The 24,482-nt window shown below is 54.3% G+C and carries 22 protein-coding genes, 1 tRNA gene, 3 rRNA genes and 1 pseudogene; 11 read left to right on the top strand and 16 right to left on the bottom strand.

Going from position 1 to position 24,482, the window contains the following annotated elements; all coding sequences use genetic code 11:
- Nucleotides 1-12: 12 nt before the first annotated feature.
- Nucleotides 13-523, bottom strand: a pseudogene (def, locus tag ACVWZ0_RS20260) (peptide deformylase).
- Nucleotides 524-642: 119 nt separating this feature from the next.
- Between def and dprA the strand changes: the two are divergent.
- From dprA to ACVWZ0_RS20230, 6 genes are read left to right on the top strand one after another with little or no spacing between them, the layout of a single operon-like run.
- Complete coding sequence (gene dprA / locus ACVWZ0_RS20255; RefSeq protein ID WP_253457759.1) at nucleotides 643-1,767, top strand: DNA-protecting protein DprA; 1,125 nt, start codon at nucleotides 643-645, stop codon at nucleotides 1,765-1,767.
- Nucleotides 1,739-2,212: a DUF494 family protein Smg gene (gene smg / locus ACVWZ0_RS20250; protein WP_125290971.1), complete on the top strand. Its 474-nt coding sequence runs from the start codon at nucleotides 1,739-1,741 to the stop codon at nucleotides 2,210-2,212. The genes dprA and smg overlap by 29 nt, the downstream gene beginning before the upstream one ends.
- Before the next feature lie 25 nt (nucleotides 2,213-2,237).
- Nucleotides 2,238-2,795 (top strand): DNA topoisomerase family protein, encoded by a 558-nt coding sequence (locus ACVWZ0_RS20245; RefSeq protein WP_253457762.1) that lies wholly within the window; start codon nucleotides 2,238-2,240, stop codon nucleotides 2,793-2,795.
- Complete coding sequence (tsaC, locus tag ACVWZ0_RS20240) at nucleotides 2,785-3,357, top strand: L-threonylcarbamoyladenylate synthase type 1 TsaC (RefSeq protein WP_437177815.1); 573 nt, start codon at nucleotides 2,785-2,787, stop codon at nucleotides 3,355-3,357. The genes ACVWZ0_RS20245 and tsaC overlap by 11 nt, the downstream gene beginning before the upstream one ends.
- Before the next feature lie 3 nt (nucleotides 3,358-3,360).
- On the top strand, nucleotides 3,361-4,179 hold the full coding sequence (aroE, locus tag ACVWZ0_RS20235) for a shikimate dehydrogenase (protein WP_253457765.1): 819 nt from the start codon (nucleotides 3,361-3,363) through the stop codon (nucleotides 4,177-4,179).
- The gene (locus ACVWZ0_RS20230; RefSeq protein ID WP_253457767.1) at nucleotides 4,176-4,427 is read left to right on the top strand and encodes a DUF1488 family protein; all 252 of its coding nucleotides are present in this window, start codon (nucleotides 4,176-4,178) and stop codon (nucleotides 4,425-4,427) included. The genes aroE and ACVWZ0_RS20230 overlap by 4 nt, the downstream gene beginning before the upstream one ends.
- Here the strand turns inward: ACVWZ0_RS20230 and ACVWZ0_RS20225 are convergent.
- Entirely contained in the window at nucleotides 4,403-4,957 is a 555-nt protein-coding gene (locus ACVWZ0_RS20225; protein ID WP_253457770.1) for a gamma carbonic anhydrase family protein, read from the bottom strand. The two genes, ACVWZ0_RS20230 and ACVWZ0_RS20225, sit on opposite strands and share 25 nt — an antisense overlap.
- Nucleotides 4,958-5,472: 515 nt before the next feature.
- Between ACVWZ0_RS20225 and ACVWZ0_RS20220 the strand changes: the two genes are divergently transcribed.
- The 4 genes from ACVWZ0_RS20220 (at nucleotide 5,473) to rrf (ending at nucleotide 10,624) form a co-directional block, all read left to right on the top strand.
- Nucleotides 5,473-7,014, top strand: a 16S ribosomal RNA gene (locus ACVWZ0_RS20220).
- A 174-nt stretch (nucleotides 7,015-7,188) separates the two neighbouring features.
- Nucleotides 7,189-7,263, top strand: a tRNA-Glu gene (locus tag ACVWZ0_RS20215).
- A gap of 232 nt (nucleotides 7,264-7,495) precedes the next feature.
- A 23S ribosomal RNA gene (locus ACVWZ0_RS20210) occupies nucleotides 7,496-10,402 on the top strand.
- A 106-nt stretch (nucleotides 10,403-10,508) separates the two neighbouring features.
- Nucleotides 10,509-10,624 (top strand): 5S ribosomal RNA (gene rrf / locus ACVWZ0_RS20205).
- The 16S, 23S and 5S rRNA genes sit together here with 1 tRNA gene alongside, the layout of an rRNA operon.
- Nucleotides 10,625-11,016: 392 nt before the next feature.
- On the opposite strand, the gene ACVWZ0_RS20200 is transcribed toward rrf, so the two are convergent.
- The 4 genes from ACVWZ0_RS20200 to ACVWZ0_RS20185 all read right to left on the bottom strand — a co-directional run bounded on the left by ACVWZ0_RS20200 (nucleotide 11,017) and on the right by ACVWZ0_RS20185 (nucleotide 15,170).
- On the bottom strand, nucleotides 11,017-11,778 hold the full coding sequence (locus tag ACVWZ0_RS20200) for an amino acid ABC transporter ATP-binding protein (RefSeq protein ID WP_301289653.1): 762 nt from the start codon (nucleotides 11,776-11,778) through the stop codon (nucleotides 11,017-11,019).
- Nucleotides 11,779-11,786: 8 nt separating this feature from the next.
- Nucleotides 11,787-12,887, bottom strand: a complete 1,101-nt coding sequence (locus ACVWZ0_RS20195) for an amino acid ABC transporter permease (RefSeq protein WP_253457773.1) — start codon at nucleotides 12,885-12,887, stop codon at nucleotides 11,787-11,789.
- A 15-nt stretch (nucleotides 12,888-12,902) separates the two neighbouring features.
- Nucleotides 12,903-14,081 carry an amino acid ABC transporter permease gene (locus tag ACVWZ0_RS20190; RefSeq protein WP_253457775.1) on the bottom strand — a complete coding sequence of 393 codons (1,179 nt, stop codon included), beginning with the start codon at nucleotides 14,079-14,081 and terminating at the stop codon, nucleotides 12,903-12,905.
- A 63-nt stretch (nucleotides 14,082-14,144) separates the two neighbouring features.
- The gene (locus ACVWZ0_RS20185) at nucleotides 14,145-15,170 is read right to left on the bottom strand and encodes an amino acid ABC transporter substrate-binding protein (RefSeq protein ID WP_125287040.1); all 1,026 of its coding nucleotides are present in this window, start codon (nucleotides 15,168-15,170) and stop codon (nucleotides 14,145-14,147) included.
- A gap of 129 nt (nucleotides 15,171-15,299) precedes the next feature.
- Between ACVWZ0_RS20185 and ACVWZ0_RS20180 the strand changes: the two genes are divergently transcribed.
- A complete protein-coding gene (locus ACVWZ0_RS20180) occupies nucleotides 15,300-15,650 on the top strand; it encodes a hypothetical protein (protein WP_253457778.1) in 351 nt (116 codons plus the stop codon).
- 281 nt (nucleotides 15,651-15,931) lie between these two features.
- Here ACVWZ0_RS20180 and lpxP read toward each other — a convergent pair whose 3' ends face one another.
- The 10 genes from lpxP to aroQ form a co-directional block, all read right to left on the bottom strand.
- Nucleotides 15,932-16,852 (bottom strand): kdo(2)-lipid IV(A) palmitoleoyltransferase, encoded by a 921-nt coding sequence (gene lpxP / locus ACVWZ0_RS20175; RefSeq protein ID WP_253457781.1) that lies wholly within the window; start codon nucleotides 16,850-16,852, stop codon nucleotides 15,932-15,934.
- 200 nt (nucleotides 16,853-17,052) lie between these two features.
- Nucleotides 17,053-17,349 (bottom strand): DNA-binding transcriptional regulator Fis, encoded by a 297-nt coding sequence (gene fis / locus ACVWZ0_RS20170; RefSeq protein ID WP_000462905.1) that lies wholly within the window; start codon nucleotides 17,347-17,349, stop codon nucleotides 17,053-17,055.
- Nucleotides 17,350-17,373: 24 nt separating this feature from the next.
- Nucleotides 17,374-18,339 carry a tRNA dihydrouridine synthase DusB gene (gene dusB, locus ACVWZ0_RS20165; RefSeq protein ID WP_125287483.1) on the bottom strand — a complete coding sequence of 322 codons (966 nt, stop codon included), beginning with the start codon at nucleotides 18,337-18,339 and terminating at the stop codon, nucleotides 17,374-17,376.
- Nucleotides 18,340-18,634: 295 nt separating this feature from the next.
- Complete coding sequence (locus ACVWZ0_RS20160; RefSeq protein ID WP_367317853.1) at nucleotides 18,635-19,366, bottom strand: carbonic anhydrase; 732 nt, start codon at nucleotides 19,364-19,366, stop codon at nucleotides 18,635-18,637.
- A gap of 112 nt (nucleotides 19,367-19,478) precedes the next feature.
- Entirely contained in the window at nucleotides 19,479-20,360 is an 882-nt protein-coding gene (gene prmA / locus ACVWZ0_RS20155) for a 50S ribosomal protein L11 methyltransferase (protein ID WP_253457787.1), read from the bottom strand.
- Between the two features lie 30 nt (nucleotides 20,361-20,390).
- Nucleotides 20,391-21,818 carry a sodium/pantothenate symporter gene (gene panF, locus ACVWZ0_RS20150; protein ID WP_253457790.1) on the bottom strand — a complete coding sequence of 476 codons (1,428 nt, stop codon included), beginning with the start codon at nucleotides 21,816-21,818 and terminating at the stop codon, nucleotides 20,391-20,393.
- Entirely contained in the window at nucleotides 21,815-22,051 is a 237-nt protein-coding gene (locus tag ACVWZ0_RS20145) for a YhdT family protein (protein WP_125287046.1), read from the bottom strand. Before ACVWZ0_RS20145 ends, panF begins: the two co-directional genes overlap by 4 nt.
- 67 nt (nucleotides 22,052-22,118) lie before the next feature.
- Entirely contained in the window at nucleotides 22,119-23,468 is a 1,350-nt protein-coding gene (gene accC / locus ACVWZ0_RS20140; protein WP_253457793.1) for an acetyl-CoA carboxylase biotin carboxylase subunit, read from the bottom strand.
- Nucleotides 23,469-23,479: 11 nt separating this feature from the next.
- Nucleotides 23,480-23,950, bottom strand: a complete 471-nt coding sequence (gene accB / locus ACVWZ0_RS20135) for an acetyl-CoA carboxylase biotin carboxyl carrier protein (protein ID WP_125287048.1) — start codon at nucleotides 23,948-23,950, stop codon at nucleotides 23,480-23,482.
- 21 nt (nucleotides 23,951-23,971) lie between these two features.
- On the bottom strand, nucleotides 23,972-24,424 hold the full coding sequence (aroQ, locus tag ACVWZ0_RS20130; protein WP_199746318.1) for a type II 3-dehydroquinate dehydratase: 453 nt from the start codon (nucleotides 24,422-24,424) through the stop codon (nucleotides 23,972-23,974).
- Between the last annotated feature and the right edge of the window lie 58 nt (nucleotides 24,425-24,482).

The raw sequence follows: 24,482 nt of genomic DNA, 5'->3' as shown, positions 1-24,482 counted from the left end.
TTCAGATGTTCATCAGTCCTGAGCTGTCTGGCGATAGAGTTTCTCCAGCTTTTTACGAATACGATCGCGCTTCAGCGGCGACAGGTAATCGATAAACAGCTTGCCGACCAGATGATCCATTTCGTGCTGAATACAGATAGCCAGCAGGCCGTCCGCTTCCAGCTCATAGCTTTTGCCTTCACGATCCAGCGCGCGGATTTTCACTTTTTCGGCGCGCGGCACCAGTGCCCGCTGTTCCGGAATAGAGAGGCAGCCTTCTTCAATACCGGTATCGCCGCTTTTTTCCAGCAGCTCCGGGTTGATCAGCACCAGACGCTCGTCGCGGTTTTCTGAAACGTCGATAACGATAATGCGCTGATGAATATCGACCTGCGTCGCCGCCAGGCCAATACCTTCTTCGGCATACATGGTGTCGAACATATCATCAACGATACGCGTGAATATCGGCGTTTACTTCCGCCACGGGCTTAGCGACGATGCGAAGACGATCGTCGGGATAATGTAATACCTGCAAAACGGACATAACTTTCCAGATTTGTGTTCAAGGAATAAGAGATTTATCCCTCTTATTGTAGACATTTCGCCTCATGATTGACAGCATTCCCGCTACGTTAACCAAAGCCCAGGGCAGGGATGGCACCGATGACGGCAACGGAGATTTGGCTGCGTCTGTCAGCCGTAAAGCAATTGTCCGCGCTACAGCGTGAAGCGATCGTCGCCAGGCTGCAATGCAAGACGGCGCTGGATAAAAATACGCTTCTTGAAGCGGGCCTGCGGGCTGAGCAAGCCGAGGCTTTTCTGGCTTATGACCGGACGGTCATCAACAGCACGCTCGCCTGGCTGGAACAGGATAACCACTACTTTATTGCCTGCGACAGCCCTGCGTATCCTCCTTTACTGAAAAACATCCACGATTTCCCCACCGCCCTTTTTGTTCAGGGCGATCCGGCGCTGCTGACCACGCCGCAGATAGCGGTTATCGGCAGCCGCAGCTGCTCCGCCTACGGCAGAAACTGGGGAACCTTCTTTACACAAACGCTGGCGCTCAGCGGCATTACCATTACCAGTGGGCTCGCGCTGGGCATCGATAGCGTTGCCCACAGGGCCGCATTAGAGGTAAAGGGAAAAACGCTGGCGGTATTAGGGGGCGGGCTGATGAAAATCTATCCTCGCCAGCATCTTTCGTTGGCGAAAGCGATTGTTGCCGGGGGCGGCGCGCTGGTTTCTGAATTCCCGCTTGCCGCTGCGCCGTTCGCCTGGCATTTTCCCTGGCGTAACAGAATTATCAGCGGCTTGAGCCTGGGCGTGCTGGTGGTGGAAGCGGCCCTGAAAAGCGGCTCGCTGGTAACCGCCAGGCTGGCTTTAGAGCAAAATCGTGATGTTTATGCGCTGCCTGGCGCGATCGGCAATCCCGGTAGTGAAGGCACGCACTGGCTTATTCAGCAGGGCGCGCTGTTGACCGCGCATCCCAATACTATCCTTGAACAGTTACAAAGCGATTTGAAATGGTTACCCCTGGCGAAAAACTCAACAATATATTCTGCTGTGGAAGACAATAGTTCATTGCCATTTCCCGAGGTGTTGGCTAACGTAGGAGATGAGGTTACACCTGTTGACGTCGTCGCTGAACGTGCCTGCCAGCCTGTGCCAGTTATCGTAGCTAAGCTGCTTGAGCTGGAGTTAGCAGGGTGGATCGCAGCTGTACCCGGCGGCTATGTCCGATTGAGGAGGGCAAGCCATGTTCGACGTACTGATGTATTTATTTGAAACGTATATTCATAGCGAAGCAGAGATGCGCGTCGATCAGGATAAATTGACGGACGATTTGACCGACGCCGGTTTTCATCGTGAAGATATTTATAATGCGTTGAACTGGTTAGAAAAGCTGGCGGATTATCAGGATGGCCTGACGGCGCCTTTTTTGCTGGCGGCCGATCCGCTTTCCATGAGGATTTATACCGAAGAAGAGAGCCAGCGGTTGGATGCCAACTGCCGGGGATTCATTCTGTTCCTGGAACAAATTCAGGTGCTGAATCTGGAAACCCGGGAAATGGTTATTGAGCGTATTATGGCGCTGGACACGCTTGAGTTCGATCTGGAAGATCTCAAATGGGTGGTGCTGATGGTATTGTTTAACATCCCCGGATGTGAAAACGCCTACCAACAGATGGAAGAACTTCTTTTTGACGTCAATGAAGGAATAGTGCACTGAAGAACGTCTTCGTGTCGTAAATGCTATGAATAAAACAGCGCTTTTCGCTGTGCGAAAAAATGAGCCTTGCCCACAGTGCGGGGCGGAACTGGTCATTCGTTCAGGAAAGCACGGCGCTTTTCTGGGATGCTCAGCGTATCCCGAATGCGACTATATCCGCCCCCTTAAAAACCAGGCCGACGGCCATATTGTTAAAATCCTTGAAGGCCAGTTTTGCCCGGTTTGCCAGGCGGAGCTGGCTTTACGTCAGGGTCGCTACGGCATGTTCATCGGCTGTAGCCGCTATCCCGACTGCACGCATACGGAACTCATCGATAAGCCCGACGAAACCACGCTTGCCTGTCCACAGTGCGAGAAGGGAAAGCTGGTGCAGCGGCGTTCACGCTACGGCAAGACGTTTCATGCCTGCGATCGTTATCCGGACTGCCAGTTTGCAGTTAATTTTACACCGGTAGAGGGAGAGTGTGAGTTTTGCCATTTCCCTCTATTAATTGAGAAAAAGACCGCGCGCGGCGTCAGGCGCTTTTGTGCCAGCAAAGCCTGCGGCAAGCCCGTTACAGCAGGAAACAGCATTGAAGAATAACTACCCGGCAGGCTCGCTGGATGCCTGCCTTGCGCACTTACGACAGGATGCCGTCATCGCTTATCCCACCGAAGCGGTATTTGGTCTGGGATGTAACCCGGACAGCGAAACAGCCGTCATGGCGCTACTGGCGTTAAAACAGCGTCAGGTCGAAAAAGGATTAATCCTGATTGCGGCGGATTATCAACAGTTGCAGCCCTACCTTGATGAAACACAGCTGACGGCAGAACAGAAAGAAAAGATGTTCTCGTTCTGGCCTGGCCCGGTGACCTGGGTAGTGCCGGCGCGCAACACTACGCCTCGCTGGCTGACAGGGCGGTTTGATTCGCTGGCGGTGCGGGTCAGCGACCATCCCGATGTTCGTCAGCTATGCGAGGCTTTCGGCAAGCCGCTGGTGTCCACCAGTGCCAACCTTACCGGCCTGCCGCCTTGCCGCCACGCTGCGGAAGTTCATCAGCAGTTTGGTAAAGATTTCCCCGTTTTGCAGGCTGAGACAGGCGGACGGAACAATCCTTCTGAAATTCGCGATGCTTTAACCGGCGAACTGATTCGACAGGGATAAACAATGCGAAATTTTGCGGTATTCGGTAATCCGATTAATCACAGCAAGTCGCCACGGATCCATCAGCTTTTTGCAGAGCAGACCAGCATCCCTCATCCCTATGGTCGTATTTGCGCGCCGGTGGATGAATTTGATCGTTCAGTAGCGGACTTTATTGCTCAGGGCGGCGCGGGCGCTAACGTGACGCTGCCTTTTAAAGAGCAGGCTTACCGGCTGGTGGATGAACTGACCGAGCGGGCTTCGCTGGCGGGCGCGGTCAATACTATAAAGAAGCTGGACGACGGGCGGCTGCTGGGCGATAACACCGATGGGATTGGTCTGCTGACCGATTTAGAAAGACTGTCGTTGATCAAGCCTGGCGACCGGGTACTGCTGGTGGGCGCGGGCGGCGCTGCTCGCGGTGTGATCCTGCCTCTGCTGTCTTTGCGCTGTGATCTGACTATTACTAACCGCACGCTGGCGAAGGCGCAGACATTAGCTGAGCTTTTTCGGCAGGCTGGCGAAATCACTGCCGAACCGATGGACAGCCTGGAGGCAAGGCAGTTTGATCTTATTATCAATGCCACTTCCAGCGGCGTTGGCGGAGAAATACCGGCTATACCGGCATCGCTAATCGGCCCGCAAACCCGCTGCTACGATATGTTTTATCAGCCTGGCGCAACGCCGTTTCTGCACTGGTGCCGGGAGCGGGGCGCAACGCATAGGGCGGACGGGCTGGGCATGCTGGTAGGGCAGGCGGCGTGGTCATTCTTTTTATGGCACGATGTGTTTCCTGATGTCGCGCCCGTCATTGCTGCTTTGCAGGCGGAACTTCAGGGATGAACCAGGCGATCCTGTTTCCCGATCGTGAATGGTGGGATGAGTCGGCGAACGCCATCTGCTTTCCCGCTTTGGTCAACGGCTTTCAGATCCTTTGCGCCATTGACGGCGAATTGCTGATCCGCCGCTTTGGTAAAGATAAAGAAGTAATAGAAAGCTTCCGCCAACATCGTTGGGATCTGGAGGAGGAAGCAGAAGCGGCGATCAAGGCGGAAAAGGAAGACGCTCAGGGCTGGATCTGGCTTTCCTGAGCCAGATAGTCATCTTTCCATTTCACATAGTTGTTAGATGAATAAAGCAGGCCGCTGATTTCAGCTTCAGTAAGCGGCCGAATCTGTTTTACCGGGCTGCCTAAATAAAGAAAGCCGCTGGCCAGCCGTTTACCCGGCGGTACCAGGCTACCTGCACCAATTATGACGTCGTCTTCTACTATTACGCCATCCAGCAGTATCGAGCCCATGCCAACCAGTACACGATTACCAATGCTGCAACCATGGAGCATGGCCTTATGGCCAACCGTAACATCTTCCCCGACCATCAGCGGAAAGCCTTCCGGGTTAGCAGAAGACCTGTGGGTAACATGCAGTACGCTGCCATCCTGAATATTACTGCGTTTACCGATAACAACGCGATTTACATCCCCCCGGATGGCAACCAACGGCCAGATACTGACGTCATCATTTAACTGCACCTCACCAACCACCACGCTTGAAGCATCGACCATGACGCGTTCGCCGCATTGGGGATACGTATCTTTATAAGGACGTAAATTTCCGGACATAACTGCCTCTCATTTATAAAAGGATCCATGAAGCCTGGCATCCCAGGCTAATAACGATCAATAACTTCACTAAAATCAGCGCTATTTTTGTGCAAATTGTCCGTTATCACAACGATAAGCGTGAAAAATCAGCGGTCGAAAAGAAAGATCAAAAAAAGGGTTGTGCTATCCGAACGGATCCCTATAATGCGCAACCACTGAGACGGCACAACGGCTTACAGCCAGCGGCTCAGGAGGTTCAGGAAGCTGAATCGCCGGAGAAAAACTTCTGAAAAAGAGGTTGACTCTGAAGGAGGAAAGCGTAATATACGCCACCTCGCGGCAGGAAGCGAAAGCACTGCTCGCAACGCTCTTTAACAATTTATCAGACAATCTGTGTGGGCACTCGCAGGATTGATATCAAGCGTCTCCGGACGCAAAAAAAATATCAAGTCTTAAGAGTGAACACATAATGAAATTCATTATGACGTTTTACACTTGAGCATCGCTGCACTTGTTGCAGCAAATCGAACTTTTAATTGAAGAGTTTGATCATGGCTCAGATTGAACGCTGGCGGCAGGCCTAACACATGCAAGTCGAACGGTAGCACAGAGAAGCTTGCTTCTTGGGTGACGAGTGGCGGACGGGTGAGTAATGTCTGGGAAACTGCCCGATGGAGGGGGATAACTACTGGAAACGGTAGCTAATACCGCATAACGTCTTCGGACCAAAGTGGGGGACCTTCGGGCCTCACGCCATCGGATGTGCCCAGATGGGATTAGCTAGTAGGTGGGGTAACGGCTCACCTAGGCGACGATCCCTAGCTGGTCTGAGAGGATGACCAGCCACACTGGAACTGAGACACGGTCCAGACTCCTACGGGAGGCAGCAGTGGGGAATATTGCACAATGGGCGCAAGCCTGATGCAGCCATGCCGCGTGTATGAAGAAGGCCTTCGGGTTGTAAAGTACTTTCAGCGGGGAGGAAGGCGATGCGGTTAATAACCGCGTCGATTGACGTTACCCGCAGAAGAAGCACCGGCTAACTCCGTGCCAGCAGCCGCGGTAATACGGAGGGTGCAAGCGTTAATCGGAATTACTGGGCGTAAAGCGCACGCAGGCGGTCTGTCAAGTCAGATGTGAAATCCCCGGGCTTAACCTGGGAACTGCATTTGAAACTGGCAGGCTAGAGTCTTGTAGAGGGGGGTAGAATTCCAGGTGTAGCGGTGAAATGCGTAGAGATCTGGAGGAATACCGGTGGCGAAGGCGGCCCCCTGGACAAAGACTGACGCTCAGGTGCGAAAGCGTGGGGAGCAAACAGGATTAGATACCCTGGTAGTCCACGCCGTAAACGATGTCGACTTGGAGGCTGTTCCCTTGAGGAGTGGCTTCCGGAGCTAACGCGTTAAGTCGACCGCCTGGGGAGTACGGCCGCAAGGTTAAAACTCAAATGAATTGACGGGGGCCCGCACAAGCGGTGGAGCATGTGGTTTAATTCGATGCAACGCGAAGAACCTTACCTGGCCTTGACATCCAGAGAACTTAGCAGAGATGCTTTGGTGCCTTCGGGAACTCTGAGACAGGTGCTGCATGGCTGTCGTCAGCTCGTGTTGTGAAATGTTGGGTTAAGTCCCGCAACGAGCGCAACCCTTATCCTTTGTTGCCAGCGATTCGGTCGGGAACTCAAAGGAGACTGCCGGTGATAAACCGGAGGAAGGTGGGGATGACGTCAAGTCATCATGGCCCTTACGGCCAGGGCTACACACGTGCTACAATGGCGCATACAAAGAGAAGCGAACTCGCGAGAGCAAGCGGACCTCATAAAGTGCGTCGTAGTCCGGATCGGAGTCTGCAACTCGACTCCGTGAAGTCGGAATCGCTAGTAATCGTGGATCAGAATGCCACGGTGAATACGTTCCCGGGCCTTGTACACACCGCCCGTCACACCATGGGAGTGGGTTGCAAAAGAAGTAGGTAGCTTAACCTTCGGGAGGGCGCTTACCACTTTGTGATTCATGACTGGGGTGAAGTCGTAACAAGGTAACCGTAGGGGAACCTGCGGTTGGATCACCTCCTTACCTGAAGATACCTTCGTGCGTAGTGCTCACACAGATTGTCTGATAGAAAAGTAATGAGCAAGGCGTTAACGCGTTGGGGGTAAAGCGACAAAAGAATCTGTCGCGCGATTTTCTTGAGAAAATCTTGCCTTTACGTGAAATAAGCGAATCGGTGATTCGCAAAGCAAATTTCACGTCCCCTTCGTCTAGCGGTTAGGACTCCGCCCTTTCACGGCGGCAACAGGGGTTCGAATCCCCTAGGGGACGCCACTTGCTTGGTGACAGGTGAAAGGTGTCTCCACGAAGTATCTCAAAACTGATTCCCGGCATAAAAAGCCGAGTCACGTTTGAGATATTTGCTCTTTAACAATCCGGAACAAGCTGAAAATTGAAACGACATGTCGTTTTCATTCTCCGTAATAAGAATGAAGTCAACGATATGTTCGAGTCTCTCAAATGCTTGCAGCTGACAACCGTCTTTCGGGACGCTTGTGGGTTGTGAGGTTAAGTGACTAAGCGTACACGGTGGATGCCCTGGCAGTCAGAGGCGATGAAGGGCGTGCTAATCTGCGATAAGCGTCGGTAAGGTGATATGAACCGCAACAACCGACGATACCCGAATGGGGAAACCCGGTGCACTTGTGCATCATTGCAGCATGAATACATAGTGCTGCAAGGCGAACCTGGGGAACTGAAACATCTAAGTACCCAGAGGAAAAGAAATCAACCGAGATTCCCCCAGTAGCGGCGAGCGAACGGGGAACAGCCCGGAACCATCATCAGTTTGTGTGTCAGTGGAAGCGTCTGGAAAGTCGCAGGGTACAGGGTGATACTCCCGTACACAAAGGCATGCTTATTGTGGGTTCGAAGAGTAGGGCGGGACACGTGATATCCTGTCTGAAGATGGGGGGACCATCCTCCAAGGCTAAATACTCCTGACTGACCGATAGTGAACCAGTACCGTGAGGGAAAGGCGAAAAGAACCCCGGCGAGGGGAGTGAAACAGAACCTGAAACCGTGTACGTACAAGCAGTGGGAGCCTTCTTTATGGGGGTGACTGCGTACCTTTTGTATAATGGGTCAGCGACTTATATTCTGTAGCAAGGTTAACCGTATAGGGGAGCCGCAGGGAAACCGAGTCTTAACTGGGCGTTAAGTTGCAGGGTATAGACCCGAAACCCGGTGATCTAGCCATGGGCAGGTTGAAGGTTGGGTAACACTAACTGGAGGACCGAACCGACTAATGTTGAAAAATTAGCGGATGACCTGTGGCTGGGGGTGAAAGGCCAATCAAACCGGGAGATAGCTGGTTCTCCCCGAAAGCTATTTAGGTAGCGCCTCGTGAACTCATCTTCGGGGGTAGAGCACTGTTTCGGCTAGGGGGCCATCCCGGCTTACCAACCCGATGCAAACTGCGAATACCGAAGAATGTTATCACGGGAGACACACGGCGGGTGCTAACGTCCGTCGTGAAGAGGGAAACAACCCAGACCGCCAGCTAAGGTCCCAAAGTCATGGTTAAGTGGGAAACGATGTGGGAAGGCACAGACAGCCAGGATGTTGGCTTAGAAGCAGCCATCATTTAAAGAAAGCGTAATAGCTCACTGGTCGAGTCGGCCTGCGCGGAAGATGTAACGGGGCTAAACCATGCACCGAAGCTGCGGCAGCGACGCGAATGCGTTGTTGGGTAGGGGAGCGTTCTGTAAGCCGTCGAAGGTGGACTGTGAGGTCTGCTGGAGGTATCAGAAGTGCGAATGCTGACATAAGTAACGATAAAGCGGGTGAAAAGCCCGCTCGCCGGAAGACCAAGGGTTCCTGTCCAACGTTAATCGGGGCAGGGTGAGTCGACCCCTAAGGCGAGGCCGAAAGGCGTAGTCGATGGGAAACAGGTTAATATTCCTGTACTCGGTGTTACTGCGAAGGGGGGACGGAGAAGGCTATGTTGGCCGGGCGACGGTTGTCCCGGTTTAAGCGTGTAGGCTTGTGTTCCAGGCAAATCCGGAACACTTCAAGGCTGAGGCGTGACGACGAGGCACTACGGTGCTGAAGCAACAGATGCCCTGCTTCCAGGAAAAGCCTCTAAGCTCCAGGTAACACGGAATCGTACCCCAAACCGACACAGGTGGTCAGGTAGAGAATACCAAGGCGCTTGAGAGAACTCGGGTGAAGGAACTAGGCAAAATGGTGCCGTAACTTCGGGAGAAGGCACGCTGGCGCGTAGGTGGAGGGACTTGCTCCCCGAGCCGAGGCCAGTCGAAGATACCAGCTGGCTGCAACTGTTTATTAAAAACACAGCACTGTGCAAACACGAAAGTGGACGTATACGGTGTGACGCCTGCCCGGTGCCGGAAGGTTAATTGATGGGGTTATCCGCAAGGAGAAGCTCTTGATCGAAGCCCCGGTAAACGGCGGCCGTAACTATAACGGTCCTAAGGTAGCGAAATTCCTTGTCGGGTAAGTTCCGACCTGCACGAATGGCGTAATGATGGCCAGGCTGTCTCCACCCGAGACTCAGTGAAATTGAAATCGCTGTGAAGATGCAGTGTACCCGCGGCAAGACGGAAAGACCCCGTGAACCTTTACTACAGCTTGACACTGAACACTGGTCCTTGATGTGCAGGATAGGTGGGAGGCTTCGAAGCGTGGACGCCAGTCCGCGTGGAGCCGTCCTTGAAATACCACCCTTTAATGGCTGGTGTTCTAACGTGGCCCCGTAATCCGGGGTGCGGACAGTGTCTGGTGGGTAGTTTGACTGGGGCGGTCTCCTCCCAAAGAGTAACGGAGGAGCACGAAGGTCAGCTAATCACGGTCGGACATCGTGAGGTTAGTGCAATGGCATAAGCTGGCTTGACTGCGAGAGTGACGGCTCGAGCAGGTGCGAAAGCAGGTCATAGTGATCCGGTGGTTCTGTATGGAAGGGCCATCGCTCAACGGATAAAAGGTACTCCGGGGATAACAGGCTGATACCGCCCAAGAGTTCATATCGACGGCGGTGTTTGGCACCTCGATGTCGGCTCATCACATCCTGGGGCTGAAGTAGGTCCCAAGGGTACGGCTGTTCGCCGTTTAAAGTGGTACGCGAGCTGGGTTTAGAACGTCGTGAGACAGTTCGGTCCCTATCTGCCGTGGGCGCTGGAGAATTGAGAGGGGTTGCTCCTAGTACGAGAGGACCGGAGTGAACGCACCGCTGGTGTTCGGGTTGTCATGCCAATGGCACTGCCCGGTAGCTAAGTGCGGAAAAGATAAGCGCTGAAAGCATCTAAGCGCGAAACTTGCCTCGAGATGAGTTCTCCCTGTGGCTTTAAGCCACCTGAAGGGACGTTGAAGACGACGACGTTGATAGGCCGGGTGTGTAAGCGCAGCGATGCGTTGAGCTAACCGGTACTAATGACCCGTGAGGCTTAACCTTACAACGCCAGAAGCGTTCTGGCGGGCGTCTGAGAGACGCAGACAATTTTCAGCCTGTTCACGGATAAACCCGCGCGGCCTCAGGGCGGCGTGGGAAACAGAATTTGCCTGGCGGCTTTAGCGCGGTGGTCCCACCTGACCCCATGCCGAACTCAGAAGTGAAACGCCGTAGCGCCGATGGTAGTGTGGGGCCTCCCCATGCGAGAGTAGGGAACTGCCAGGCATCAAATTGCAACAGCCCCGACCTCACGGTCGGGGTTTTTTGCGTTTGTGGGCCGGAAACTCTCTGCGTGACCGCTGCCTGCGTCCGTGCTGCACGCTGTGGAATGCACCCGTTTCCGTACCCGTAAAACGCGCGTCCGCCTTCTCTTTCGGCCCCGCTACGGCTCCCGGACCTTTTGCCGGACGTTGATAATGCGGCCGTGGCCGCCGACCTTATTTTAAAACGGTCAGAAAAGCGGCCGCCGCCGGCCCTCTGCGGCGCGATCCCGTCCCCACGTCTATTCAGCCCCGGCTCAGCGCCAAACTGAACAGTAAAAAGCCCCGGTAAAATACCAGGGCTTCGGTCTTCGCATCAGATTTGCACGGCTAAGCCGGTCGTTGTCAGTATCGGTTTTAATGAATAACCTGCGAAAGAAAAGCCCGGGTTCGCTCCGATTTTGGTGCGCAGAAGAACTCCTGCGGCGGTGCCTGCTCAACGATTTCCCCACGATCCATAAAGATCACCCGATCCGCCACGGTGCGGGCAAAGCCCATCTCATGCGTCACGCAGAGCATGGTCATGCCGTCTTCCGCCAGACCAATCATGGTATCCAGCACTTCTTTTACCATTTCGGGATCCAGCGCGGAAGTCGGCTCATCAAACAACATGATTTTGGGCTTCATGCAAAGCGAACGGGCAATAGCCACACGCTGCTGCTGACCACCAGAAAGCTGGCCGGGAAACTTGTGCGCATGTTCCGCAATGCGTACGCGCTCCAGATAGTGCATCGCCAGTGCTTCAGCCTCTTTCTTTGGCGTTTTGCGTACCCAAATCGGCGCCAGCGTGCAGTTTTGCAGCACGCTCAGGTGCGGAAAAAGGTTAAAGTGTTGAAACACCATGCCGACTTCCGTTCGTACACGCTCAATATTGCGTAAATCATCGTTCAGGTGGATGCCATCCACAACAATACGACCCTGCTGATGCTCTTCCAGATGATTGATACAGCGGATAGTGGTGGATTTTCCGGAGCCGGAAGGGCCGCAAAGAACGATGCGTTCGCGTGCTTTTACCTGCAAATTAATGTCTTTCAGCACATGAAACTGCCCATACCATTTGTTAACTTTTTCCAGCGTAATCATCATCGCTTCATCCGATTGAATCAAAGAATTAGTCATTGTAAGCCTCAGTGCGGCGTGCGCCCGGTGTGAAAACGCCTTTCCAGATACTGGCTGTAGCGCGACATGCTAAAACAGAAAATCCAGTAAACCAGCGCGGCAAAAACGTACCCTTCGGTGGACATACCAAGCCAGGCGGGATCGACCGTAGCCTGCTGGACGCTGCTGAAGAGATCGAAAAGCCCGATGATAATCACCAGGCTGGTATCTTTAAAAAGCGCGATAATCGTATTGACGAGGCCGGGGATGACCATTTTTAGCGCCTGGGGCAGGATAACCAGCCCCTGCGTTTTCCAGTAGCCCAGCGCCAGCGACTCGGCGGCTTCATACTGTCCTTTCGGCAGCGCCTGTAAACCGCCGCGTACCACTTCTGCTACATAAGCCGACTGGAAAAGGATCACGCCTACCAACGCCCGGATTAGTTTATCGATGCTGCTGCCTTCCGCCATAAACAGCGGCAGCATTACCGAGGACATAAACAGCACCGTGATCAGGGGAACACCTCGCCAGAACTCGATAAAGATAATCGACAGAGAGCGCACTACTGGCATTGTGGAGCGGCGTCCCAGCGCAAGCAGGATACCGAGCGGCAGTGCGCCAGCGATACCCACGGAGGCGATAATCAGCGTCAGCGTGAGTCCGCCCCACTGGCGCGTTTCAACGCGTTCAAGCCCAAAGAAGCCGCCATAAAGCAGAACCCATACCACCACAGGATAAACAATTGCCCATACGGCGATATAACTTCCCCGGCGCGGGAGTGACTTAATAAACATCGGGATGATGCTGAGCAGGCCGATAACCAGGGCCAGATTAATGCGCCAGCGCAGCTCATGAGGATAAAGACCATACATAAACTGGCCAAAGCGGGCATGGATAAACACCCAGCAGGCGCCATCTTTGGTACAGTCCGCGCGGGTAGTGCCGATCCAGTTAGCCTGAAAAATCAGCCAGTTCAGCGCTGGCGGTATCACACTCCAGATCACCCACAGGCAGAACAGCGTCAGCAGCGAATTGCCCCAGCTTGAGAACAGATTTTTTCTGGCCCATTTCACGGCTCGCGTAAAAGAACTTACCGGCACAGGCTGCGTATCATGCGTGGCTAAAGTCATAGTTATTCCGTTCTCTTAACGCTCAATCAGCCGTATTTTGCGGTTATAGATATTCATCAACAGCGAAATCAACAGGCTGATAATCAGGTAAACGCCCATAGTGATCGCGATGGTTTCAATGGCCTGTCCCGTCTGGTTCAGCACCGTGCCGGCAAACAGCGACACCATATCGGGATAGCCGATTGCCGCCGCCAGCGAGGAGTTCTTAACAATGTTCAGATACTGGCTGGTCAACGGCGGGATAATGACGCGCATCGCCTGAGGAATAATAACCTGACGTAGCGTGACCGGATTCGGCAGACCAAGCGAGCGAGCTGCTTCACTTTGCCCGTGCGGTACGGACTGGATCCCGGCACGGATCACCTCAGCAATAAAAGAAGAGGTATAGATAGACAGCGCCAGCGTCAGCGCCGCCAGCTCCGGGATCAGCACAAAACCGCCGCGGAAATTGAAGCCGCGCAGCAGCGGTACATCCCAGTGCATCGGCACGCCAAAAGCCAGATGAGCGAGCAAAGGGAAAACAATGAACATAGCCAGGATGGCAGGCCAGCTACGCCTCAGCTGGCCCGTTTTCAACTGATAGCTACGGTTATAACGAAACAGCGCAACGCTGCATGCCGCAGCAAGCAGCAGGGAGAGAAGAAAAGGCCATGTGCCAGGGGCGTATGCCGGCCAGGGAATGTAAAGGCCGCGATTACTGATGAAGGCCAGATCGAAGGCGTTCATCGCCTGGCGTGGGCCCGGCAGGTTGCGCAGCACGGCAAAGTACCAGAAGAAGATTTGCAGCAGCGGCGGAATATTGCGGAAGATTTCGATATAGATGGTTGAAAGCTTGCGCAGCAGCCAGTTATCCGACAGGCGGGCAAGGCCAATGAAAAAGCCCAGCAAAGAGGCGAATACAATACAGAGCGCGGAGACCAGCAGCGTATTGGTCAGGCCGACCAAAAAGACGCGGGCATAGGTATCGGCTTCGCTGTAATCGATAAGATGCTGAACGATGCCGAAGCCCGCACTGCGCTCCAGGAAGCCAAAGCCGGAGGTGATGCCGCGGTTGGCCAGGTTAATCACCGTATTGTGGATAAGATAGCCAGCTACGGCCAGCACCAGCACCACGGCGATAATCTGGTACAGCCAGGCGCGCACCGCAGGATTGCTAAAGGAGATATCCCTTTTTACGGACGGGCGTTGAGACATGTTGAAACCTCAGTCACGAAAATTCTGACGAAGGCGCCGATTGGCGCCCTGTTGCAGCGGGAATTAACGTACCGGTGGCGCGTACTGAATGCCGCCTTTGTTCCACAGCGCATTCTGACCACGTGCGATTTTCAGCTGGCTGTCTTTACCGACGTTACGATCGAATACTTCCTGATAGTTGCCTACCTGTTTAATGATATTGAAAGCCCATTTGTTATTCAGCTTGAGATCCTTGCCGAAATCGCCTTCTGAACCCAGCAGGTGCGCCATATCCGGCGTGGAAGGCTTAGCGGCCATCTGGTCAACGTTCGTTGAGGTGATGCCCATCTCTTCCGCGTTCAGCATCGCAAACAGCGACCACTTAACGATGGTGTACCAGTCATCATCGCCACGGCGAACCACCGGCCCTAAAGGCTCTTTTGAAATCACTTCCGGCAGCACGATAAATTCGTCCGGCTTGCCTAACTTGATGCGCAGGGCATACAGCTGCGACTGGTCAGAGGCCAGCGTATCGCAGCGGCCGGTATCCAGTGCTTTTGCCGATTCGTCAGAGCGATCGAAGGTCACAGGCGTGTACTGCATTTTGTTGGCTTTGAAATAGTCGGCGACGTTCAGTTCGGTATCCGTTCCCGCCTGGATACAAACCGTGGCGCCATCCAGTTCTTTCGCGCTTTTAAGGCCCGCTTTCTGGTGAGTCAAAAAACCAATACCGTCATAGTAATTTACGCCGGCAAAAATAAAGCCCATACCGCCATCGCGCGAGGAGGTCCAGGTAGTATTGCGGGAAAGGATATCGACTTCGCCGGATTGCAGAGCGGTAAAGCGCTCTTTAGCCGTTAACGGGGTGTATTTTACTTTTGTCGCATCGCCAAACACGGCCGCCGCTGCGGCACGGCAAACATCCACATCGATACCGCTAAATTTACCGCTGGCATCCGCAAACGAGAAGCCAGGCAGGCCGTCACTGATCCCGCACTGCACAAACCCTTTCTTTTTAATCGCATCCAGCGTAGCACCGGCATGGGCCTGATTAGCGACTGCAAACAGCGCTGCAGCGGCCACCAAAGTGGAGAGCATCATTTTTTTCATAAAGCATCCTGTGTGGCGTAAGCGTTTTGTTATGTTTTAGTGCACGCTGCGGTGCACTTTTCCTGTCTGTGGCAAGAGCCATCCACGACACTGCAAAGGCAATGCCAGATTTGCAGCATCCTGAATTTCATGGAAAGGTTTGTTAATAATCGGAAGCGTATAGAAAGTTTGCCTAATATTGCGCACCAAACAGAGGCAAAAGCCGCGCGGCTGGTCACAAATGGTGCGAAATGTTTCTTAAAATTTACGCGGTGTGAGCAAAAGCGCGATTATTGTTGCGGCAAGGAGCAAGGAGCAAGGAGCAAGGAGCAAGGAGCAAGGAGCAAGGAACAAGGAGTAAGGAGCAAGCAGCAAGCAGCAAGCAGCAAGCAGCAAGCAGCAAGAAGCAAAGAGCAAAGAGCAAAGAGCAAAGAGCAAAGAGCAAAGAGCAAAGAGCAAGCAGGAAGGACAAGCCAGAAGCAGGAAGCGGCAAGTTGGTAGCTGCAGGGGAAGGCAGAAACGCAGAAGCAGAAGCAGAAGCAGAAGCAGAAGCAGAAGCAGAAGCATAAGCAAAAGCGGAAGACAGAAGTTGAGGGCAGAAGAAGGCAGAAGGCAGAAGGCAGAAGGCAGAAGCAGGCAGAAGAGAGGCAGAAGGCAGAAGCAGGCAGAAGAGAGGCAGAAGGCAGAAGCAGGCAGAAGAGAGGCAGAAGGCAGAAGACGCAAGCAAAAGAGAGGCAAAAAAAACCAGCCGCTGCGGGCTGGTTCATAAACGTTAAGACGCCTCAGTAAAGTGGCTGTGCGCCATCAGGACGCGTTTTAAAGCGGCGGTGCAGCCACATATACTGCTCGGGCGCACGCATGATCTCCGTCTCAATCACCTTATTCATATAGGCAGCAGCCTGCTGCTCATCGGCAATGGGGTAATCTTTCAGTTCAGGTTGGATCACCAGTTCATAACCGCTGCCGTCGTCATTACGGATCAGCACAACGGTGATCATGGCTGGCTTAGCCATGCGGGCCAGCATCCAGGTGCCGCTGGTGGTAGCCGCCTGCGGTACGGCAAACAGCGGCGCGAACACGCTGCCCTTCGGGCCGTAGTCCTGATCGGGCGCAAACCAAACGGCTTCACCCTGTTTCAACGCCTGCACCATGCCACGCAGATCGCGGCGGTTAATCATCGCCTTATTGGAACGCATCCGTCCTTTGGTTTGTACCCATTCCATCAGCTTGTTGTTATGCGGGCGATACATCGCCATCATCGGCTGACAAAGGCCCATGGCCCTGCCGCCCAGCTCCAGCGACATAAAATGCACGCCGATAATCAGCGCGCCGCGGCCTTCTTGTTGTGCCGCCTGTAAATTGTGCAGGCCGTTAACGGTAAACCAGCGCTTCACCCGGCGATCGGACCAGAACCAGGCCATACCGGTTTCCAGCAGGCCCATTCCCAGCGATTCAAAATTGCGTACGATACGCTGCTCGATTTGCGCTTCCGGCATATCCGGGAAGCAGAGCTCAAGGTTACGACGGGTAATGCGGATACGGCGCTTTAAAAACCGCATTGAAGTACGGCCCATCCAGGTTCCCAGCTTTTGCAGAAGCGGAAACGGCAGCTGAACCAGTAAAAACAGCAGTCCCAGACCAGCCCAGGTGATCCAGTAACGAGGGTGCATCAGGCTGCGGGTAAAGCGGGGGGATACCTTCATATATCTCTCTTTATGCGTGCATGGAAGATGTAGCGCATAAAGACGTTAATCCGTAGCGGTACAGGGTATAGGACAACGAGATTGGCAGGAAGTTGAGGTAAATGTCTGTTATTTACACAATCAAGACAATTTTGTCTGAACGGCGGCCATTAAAAAAGGCGCTAACAGTACGTAGCGCCTCCGTCACAATGAACCGAAACTTAGTTCATGCCGTATTTTTTCAGTTTCTTACGCAGCGTACCGCGGTTGATACCCATCATCAGGGCTGCACGGGTCTGGTTGCCACGGGTATATTGCATCACCATGTCCAACAGTGGCTGTTCCACTTCAGCCAAAACCAGCTCATACAGGTCATTAACATCCTGACCATTCAGTTGAGCAAAATAGTTCTTCAGTGCCTGTTTGACCGAGTCACGCAGAGGCTTTTGAGTCACCTGATCCTGGGAGTTAACGGTTGAAACGGTCAGTACGTCAGAATTTACGCGTTGTTCGAACATAGTTCTGTCAGCTCTTTATTTCTATTATGCAAGTTTTTCGAAGTATGCCTCCAACGCCTCCAGCTGTTCGCTGGCATCCTCAATGGCGTTGAATGTGCGCCGAAACTGGTCGTTTGGGGCGTGCTCCTGGAGATACCAGGAGACGTGCTTCCGGGCAATACGGTATCCTTTGCGGTGACCATAAAAGTCGTGCAGTTCCCGTAGGTGCCCAATGAGCAAGCGCTTTACTTCAGCCAGTGGCATTGGTGCCAGCAGCTCCCCAGTGTCCAGATAATGCTGGATTTCCCGGAAGATCCACGGTCTTCCCTGAGCCGCGCGTCCTATCATCAGGGCATCTGCCCCCGTATAGTCAAGCACGGCTCTGGCTTTGTGCGGGTCAGTAATGTCTCCGTTCGCGATAACGGGGATAGAGACACTCTGCTTAACTGTCCGAATGCTGTCATATTCAGCTTCGCCGTTGAACAAACACGCGCGTGTGCGTCCGTGAATGGTCAGGGCCTGAATGCCACAACGTTCAGCCAATTGGGCAATCTCAACACAATTGCGGTTGTCCACGTCCCAGCCGGTGCGAATCTTTAGCGTAACGGGCACATCCACCGCATTGACCACCGCTGAAAGGATAGACCTTACCAGCTCTGGATGCTGCAGCAGGGCAGAGCCCGCCATTTTCCGATTCACCTTTTTAGCCGGACAGCCCATGTTGATATCGATAACCTGCGCGCCCGATAAAGCGTTAATGCGCGCGGCTTCAGCCATCTCATCAGGATCACAACCGGCAATCTGCACGGTACGAATACCGGGCTCATCACTGTGTACCATACGCAGTCGGGATTTGTCGCTGGCCCAGACTTCCGGGTTTGACGACAGCATCTCCGATACGGTCATACCAGCGCCCATTGCGTAACAAAGCGTCCGGAAAGGCCTGTCGGTAATTCCGGCCATTGGTGCTGCAATCAGGCGATTGCGAAGCTGGTGGTTTCCTATGCGCATGAAAAAAAAGTGACCATAGTGTGTTCGCAAGGCGGCGTATATTACGCATTTTTTTAAGAAGATGAAAGGCCAAACTTTGAACAATTCCCCCTTCAAACCGGCATTGTCGGCCTGCGGAGACGGTGAGACGAATAAATATCCTTATTTAACAATAGATTGAATTTTAACGATTAAATGATGAACAAATATTTTTCTTTTTTTGTGAAGCAGTTAACACTATAAATTGCGGCGCTTCAGGCTCTAAGCGAGACAAGCGCCGCCATACGCCTGCAAAAAAAGGCGAAATAGCGTACTGCTATTCGGCAATTATTCGACCGTGCAGAGGCTGCAAGGGGCGATTATTAGCATGTTTAAGCGCGTGCTCAAAAACCGCCAGCTGGGCCGGAGAGAGCGTAACGGGCTGCTTCAGAATCAGCCAGCGCACGCCTTCCGTGCAGGGCGGCGTAGTCAGCGAACCGCTAAAGCGGTAGTAGTGTTTCCCGGCGGGAAAAAGCGTGGCGAGATCCATGCTTTGCTTCATGGTTTCAACCTGGTTTTGCTGTGCGGGCAGGGACGCGAGCAGCGGCTTAAGCGCGCTGTTTTCAGCGCCGGTTTCAAACATAACGGCCAGCACGGCCAGCTCGCCTTGCTTGTTGGCATGAACAAAATGCGCTTCAAGCGGAAAGCTTTTGCCGAAAAGGTGATTTTCGCTGGGCGCGTGAAAATGGAACTGTTTAAGCACGAATGCGTCATTATCAAGCTGAAAATCGTCGCTGTCCTTCACCGTAACCTGGATAGTGTGGCCATTGTTAACAATGGTTTTGGTATCGGTATGAAAGTTTATGCCCAGCGGCGGCAGCTTGCCGTCAATAACCCGGGTAATATCGACGGGGGACTGATACTGGCCGGTTTTACAGGTTTGAAACTCATCACCCAGCTCGGCCCAGTGTTCAGGCGAGCCCTGGCCTTCATAAGACCAGTGAATAGCCGGTTCAGCCATGACGGGCAAAGCGGCAAGGCAGGAGAACAGCAGAGCATATCTTCTCATCTTCATTATCCCTTGAAGTAGCCGGCACAGGCCGGCGCGATTAAATAACCCTGCTGATAATAAGCCTATGGTAGAGGAAATCTATCTGAATCCGTCCCTGGAAACCGATCGTTTAGCGACGCACGCCGGTAATGCGGCACCACTCTTCTTTTTCCGCCACCGGATCGAGCACGAACTTATCCGCATAGGCTTCGCACACGCCGTCCGCCTGGCTCGCCAGCACGCCGGAAAGACCCAGATGACCGCCGGAAACCGGCAGCACGCTGATAAGCGGCGCCAGCTCACGCAGCGGGCCGGCAAGGATATTAGCGACCACGACATCTGCGCTGAGGTTCTCTGGCTGCTCGTGAGGCAGGTAAAGCGACAGACGTTCCGACACGCCGTTGCGCTCGGCATTGTCACGGCTGGCCTGGATCGCCTGCGGATCGATGTCGATACCAATAGCCTGTGCCGCACCCAGCTTCAGCGCCGCGATAGCGAGAATGCCGGAGCCGCAGCCAAAATCGATCACGGTTTTACCGGCCAGATCCAGGCCGTCCAGCCAGCTCAGGCACATCGCCGTCGTGGGATGGGTGCCGGTGCCAAACGCCAGGCCGGGATCCAGCATCACGTTGACCGCGTTCGGATCCGGCACGTCGCGCCAGCTTGGGCAAATCCACAGGCGCTGACCAAAACGCATCGGATGGAAGTTTTCCATCCATTCCCGCTCCCAGTCCTTGTCTTCTATCTGCTCAATTTTGTGGTGGAAGCCGACGCCCAGCAGCGGATGCTGTTCCAGACTGGCAATCACGTCCTGCATGTCGGTTTCGGCATCAAACAGGCCGATCGCATCGGTATCGCCCCACAGGCGCGTTTCGCCAGGCAGCGGTTCAAACACCGGATTGTCGTGCGTATCCTGAAACGTGACCGAGACAGCCCCGTTCTCGATCAGCGCGTCGCCCAGCTCTTCAGCCTGGTCGCCGGTGGTGTTGATTTTCATTTGTATCCAGGGCATTGCGATTCTCTTTAGTCAAACAAATAAAGGCTAAGGCCGGACAGGGCGGCCAAAACGGTTGCCGATTACGAAGGCAATCAGGCTCAGCAGTAGCGAAGGCACAATCGGGTGAAACCCCCACGGCTGCAGTGAAAAGCTGGCCAGCAGGGTATAGCAGCCCGCGCCGCCGATCATGCTGCTGAGTGCGCCGGCAGCATTGGCTTTCTCCCAGTATAACCCCAGCACCAGCGGCCACAGAAATACCGCTTCCAGACCGCCGAAAGCCAGCAGGTTAAGCCAGATCAACATATCGGGCGGATTCCAGGCCGCCACCAGCAGCAGCAGGCCCAGCACCAGCGTGACCGTCGCGGAGATCTTTCTGAGCAGCGGCTCGTTATCCAACTGCTGCGGGCGCACGCGCAAAAAGAGATCCTTGACGATCGTGGCGGAAGACTGCAACAGCTGCGCGTTGATCGTCGACATAATGGCGGCCATCGGCGCGGCCAGGAAGATCCCGGCGGCCAGCGGCGGCAAAACGTGGATCATCAACGTCGGGATCACCAGATCCGGCACGGTCAGGCCCGGCATCACGGCGCGACCCAGCGCGCCAGCCAGATGCATGCCGAACATCAGTACGGTCACGACTACGGTGCCCAGCAGGATGCCGCGATGCACGGCCTTGCTGTCTTTATACGAGATACAACGTACGGCGGTATGCGGCAGGCCGATCACGCCAAAACAGACCAGCACCGAGAAAGAGGCCAGAAAGGTCGGGCTGAGGATATTATCCACGCCGCCTGGCGAAATCAGCTGCGGATCGATCTGCTGCAGCTTCTGTACCGCGCTGTGCATCCCGCCTGCGCTATGGATCACCGCAAACAGCAGGATAAAGGTACCAAGCAGCATAACCACGCCCTGTAAGGCATCGTTCAGCACGCTGGCGCGGAAGCCGCCGAAAGCGGTATAGAGCGCAATAGCGCCGCCGAAAATCAGCAGGCCGCTGCTGTAAGGAATGCCCGCTGCGGTTTCCAGCAGCCGCGCGCCGCCGATAAACTGCACGGTCATCGCGCCAATAAAGGCGATCAGCAGGCTGAGGCTGGCAAACCAGACCAGCAGCGGGCTGCGATAGCGGGCGTAGAGCATATCGTTAAGCGTCAGCGCGTTATAGCGCCGGGCCAGAATAGCGAACTTCTTGCCTAAAACGCCCAGCGACAGCCAGACGGCGGGCACCTGCACCATCGACAGCAGCACCCAGCCCAGCCCATATTTATAGGCGGCGCCAGGCCCGCCGATAAAGGAACTCGCGCTGATATAGGTGGTAGTCAACGTCATCGCCAGCACAAACCCGCCCATCGAGCGGCTGCCGAGAAAATATTCGGTAAGAAAGTTGCCTTCGCGCCGTTTACGCATCGCGTAGACGGAAAGCGCCGCCACCAGCAGCAGATAGGCGATAAGGGGCAGAATGATCCCGGCCTTCACGGCGTATCCTCCAGCGAAATATCACGAAAGATCCGTTTGATCATCAGCCAGCAGAAAAAGATAAACAGCAGCGGCACCAGCAAACAGGCCATTTCGAACCAGTGGGGCAGGCCGGTGATGCCCGGCTGATTGCCGCCAAAAGCGGCCGTCAGCGACCAGGCGGCCACATAGGCGACCGCCAGCCAGAACGACCAGCGCGCCTCGCGATGCGCCTGCACAAAGCGTTTTTCCATTTTTCCTCCCGTAACAGGCAAAGAAAAAGGCCGGTCAGACCGGCCTTCCTTTATTACCTCTGGCGGATCAGGTTTCCTGAATGCCGAGTTTTTTCTCCAGATAGTGGATGTTGGTGCCACCGATCTGGAAGTTTTCGTCGCTCATGATCTTCATCTGCAGCTCGACGTTAGTCTTGATGCCGTCGATGATCAGTTCCGCCAGTGCGTTCTTCATACGGGCAATAGCCACGTCACGCGTCTCACCGTAGGTGATCAGCTTGCCGATCATGGAGTCATAGTACGGCGGTACGGTATAGCCCGCGTAAATATGAGACTCCCAACGCACGCCGAAGCCGCCAGGGGCATGGAAGCGCGTGATTTTACCCGGGCTTGGCAGGAAGGTGTTCGGATCTTCCGCGTTGATACGGCACTCGACCGCATGGCCGCGAACCACTACGTCTTCCTGTTTGATCGACAGCGGCTGACCGGCAGCGATACGCAGCTGCTCTTTGATCAGATCGACGCCGGTGATCATCTCGGTAACCGGATGCTCAACCTGGATACGGGTGTTCATCTCAATGAAGTAGAACTCGCCGTTCTCGAACAGGAACTCAAAGGTGCCCGCGCCACGGTAGCCGATATCGATACAGGCTTTCGCACAGCGATCGCCAATAAAGCGACGCTGTTCTTCCGTTATGCCCGGCGCTGGCGCCTCTTCCACCACTTTCTGGTGGCGACGCTGCATGGAGCAGTCGCGCTCGGCCAGATAGATGGCGTGGCCCTGGCCGTCAGCCAGTACCTGAATTTCGATATGGCGCGGGTTCTCGAGGAATTTCTCCATGTAAACCATGTCGTTGTTGAAAGCCGCTTTGGCTTCCGCCTTCGTCATGTTGATGGATTGCTCAAGATCCTTGTCGTGGCGCACAACGCGCATCCCACGACCGCCGCCGCCGCCGGAAGCCTTAACGATAACCGGATAACCGATACGTTGAGCGATGGCGCGGTTTTTTTCCATATCGTCGCCCAGCGAGCCGTCAGAACCTGGTACGGTTGGCACGCCGGTTTTTTTCATCGCGGTGATGGCGGAAACTTTATCGCCCATCAGACGGATGGTGTCGGCTTTAGGGCCGATAAAGATAAAGCCGGAGCGCTCCACCTGTTCGGCAAAATCGGCGTTCTCAGAGAGGAAGCCGTAGCCTGGGTGGATAGCCACCGCGCCGGTGATCTCTGCGGCAGAGATCAGCGCCGGGATGTTCAGATAGCTTTTAACAGATGGCGCAGGCCCGATACAAACGGTCTCATCGGCCAGCAGCACGTGTTTCAGATCGCGGTCGGCGCTTGAATGCACGGCCACGGTCTTGATGCCCAGTTCTTTACAGGCGCGCAGAATACGCAGCGCGATTTCACCACGGTTAGCAATTACAATTTTTTCCAGCATGGTTCGCCTCGTTATTCGATGACTACCAGCGGCTCGTCAAATTCTACTGGCTGACCGCTTTCGACCAGGATCGCTTTTACCACGCCGGACTTATCGGCTTCGATCTGGTTCATCATTTTCATCGCTTCAACGATGCACAGGGTGTCGCCAGCGTTAACTTTCTGGCCGACTTCGACAAAGGCTTTCGCGTCCGGGCTTGGCGTGCGGTAGAAAGTACCGACCATTGGTGAACGTACGATGTGGCCACTGATCTCGGCAGCGGCAGGCGCTTCCATCGCTGGCGTGGTGGCTGGTGCCACGGCGGTTGCCAGCGCTGGCTGCGGCTGCATTGGGGCAGCCCAGGCCTGCTGCATCATTGGGTAGCCTGAATTGGCCGGGGAACGACTGATGCGAACGGACTCTTCACCTTCAGAAATTTCCAGTTCAGCAATGCCTGATTCTTCAACCAGTTCGATCAGTTTTTTAATCTTACGAATATCCATTAGTGTGGTTCCGTACTCTGTTTAATTAGATTGTGACAGGCGTTTAACCGCCGTCTGTAAAGCCCAGGAATAACCGTCGACGCCAAGTCCACAAATTACGCCAGCAGCAATATCAGAAAGATAAGAATGATGGCGGAAAGGCTCGCGGGCATGCACATTGGACAGGTGCACTTCAATAAACGGGATGCTGACTGCAAGCAGGGCATCACGAAGCGCCACGCTGGTATGCGTATAGGCCGCCGGGTTAATGACGATATAATCGACATTGCCTCTCGCCTCATGAATGCGGTCAATTAACGCGTGTTCCGCGTTAGACTGCAGATGACTCAGCTTCACATTGAGCGCGTCAGCCTGCGCAGTTAGCCCGCTGACGAGATCGGGAAGGGTCGTGCTGCCGTACTTCTCCGGCTCGCGAGTGCCAAGGAGGTTCAGGTTGGGACCATTCAAAAGCAGTATGTGAAACTTTTCAGCCATCTTGCTGCTATCTCCTGCGATAATTGAGGCATCGCACAAAATACAATGCGAAAAGCCA

The organism is Erwinia sp. TECH1, assembly GCF_054057575.1.
Note: the sequence above shows the minus strand (reverse complement) of the source record. Positions and strands in the feature narration are given on the sequence as shown.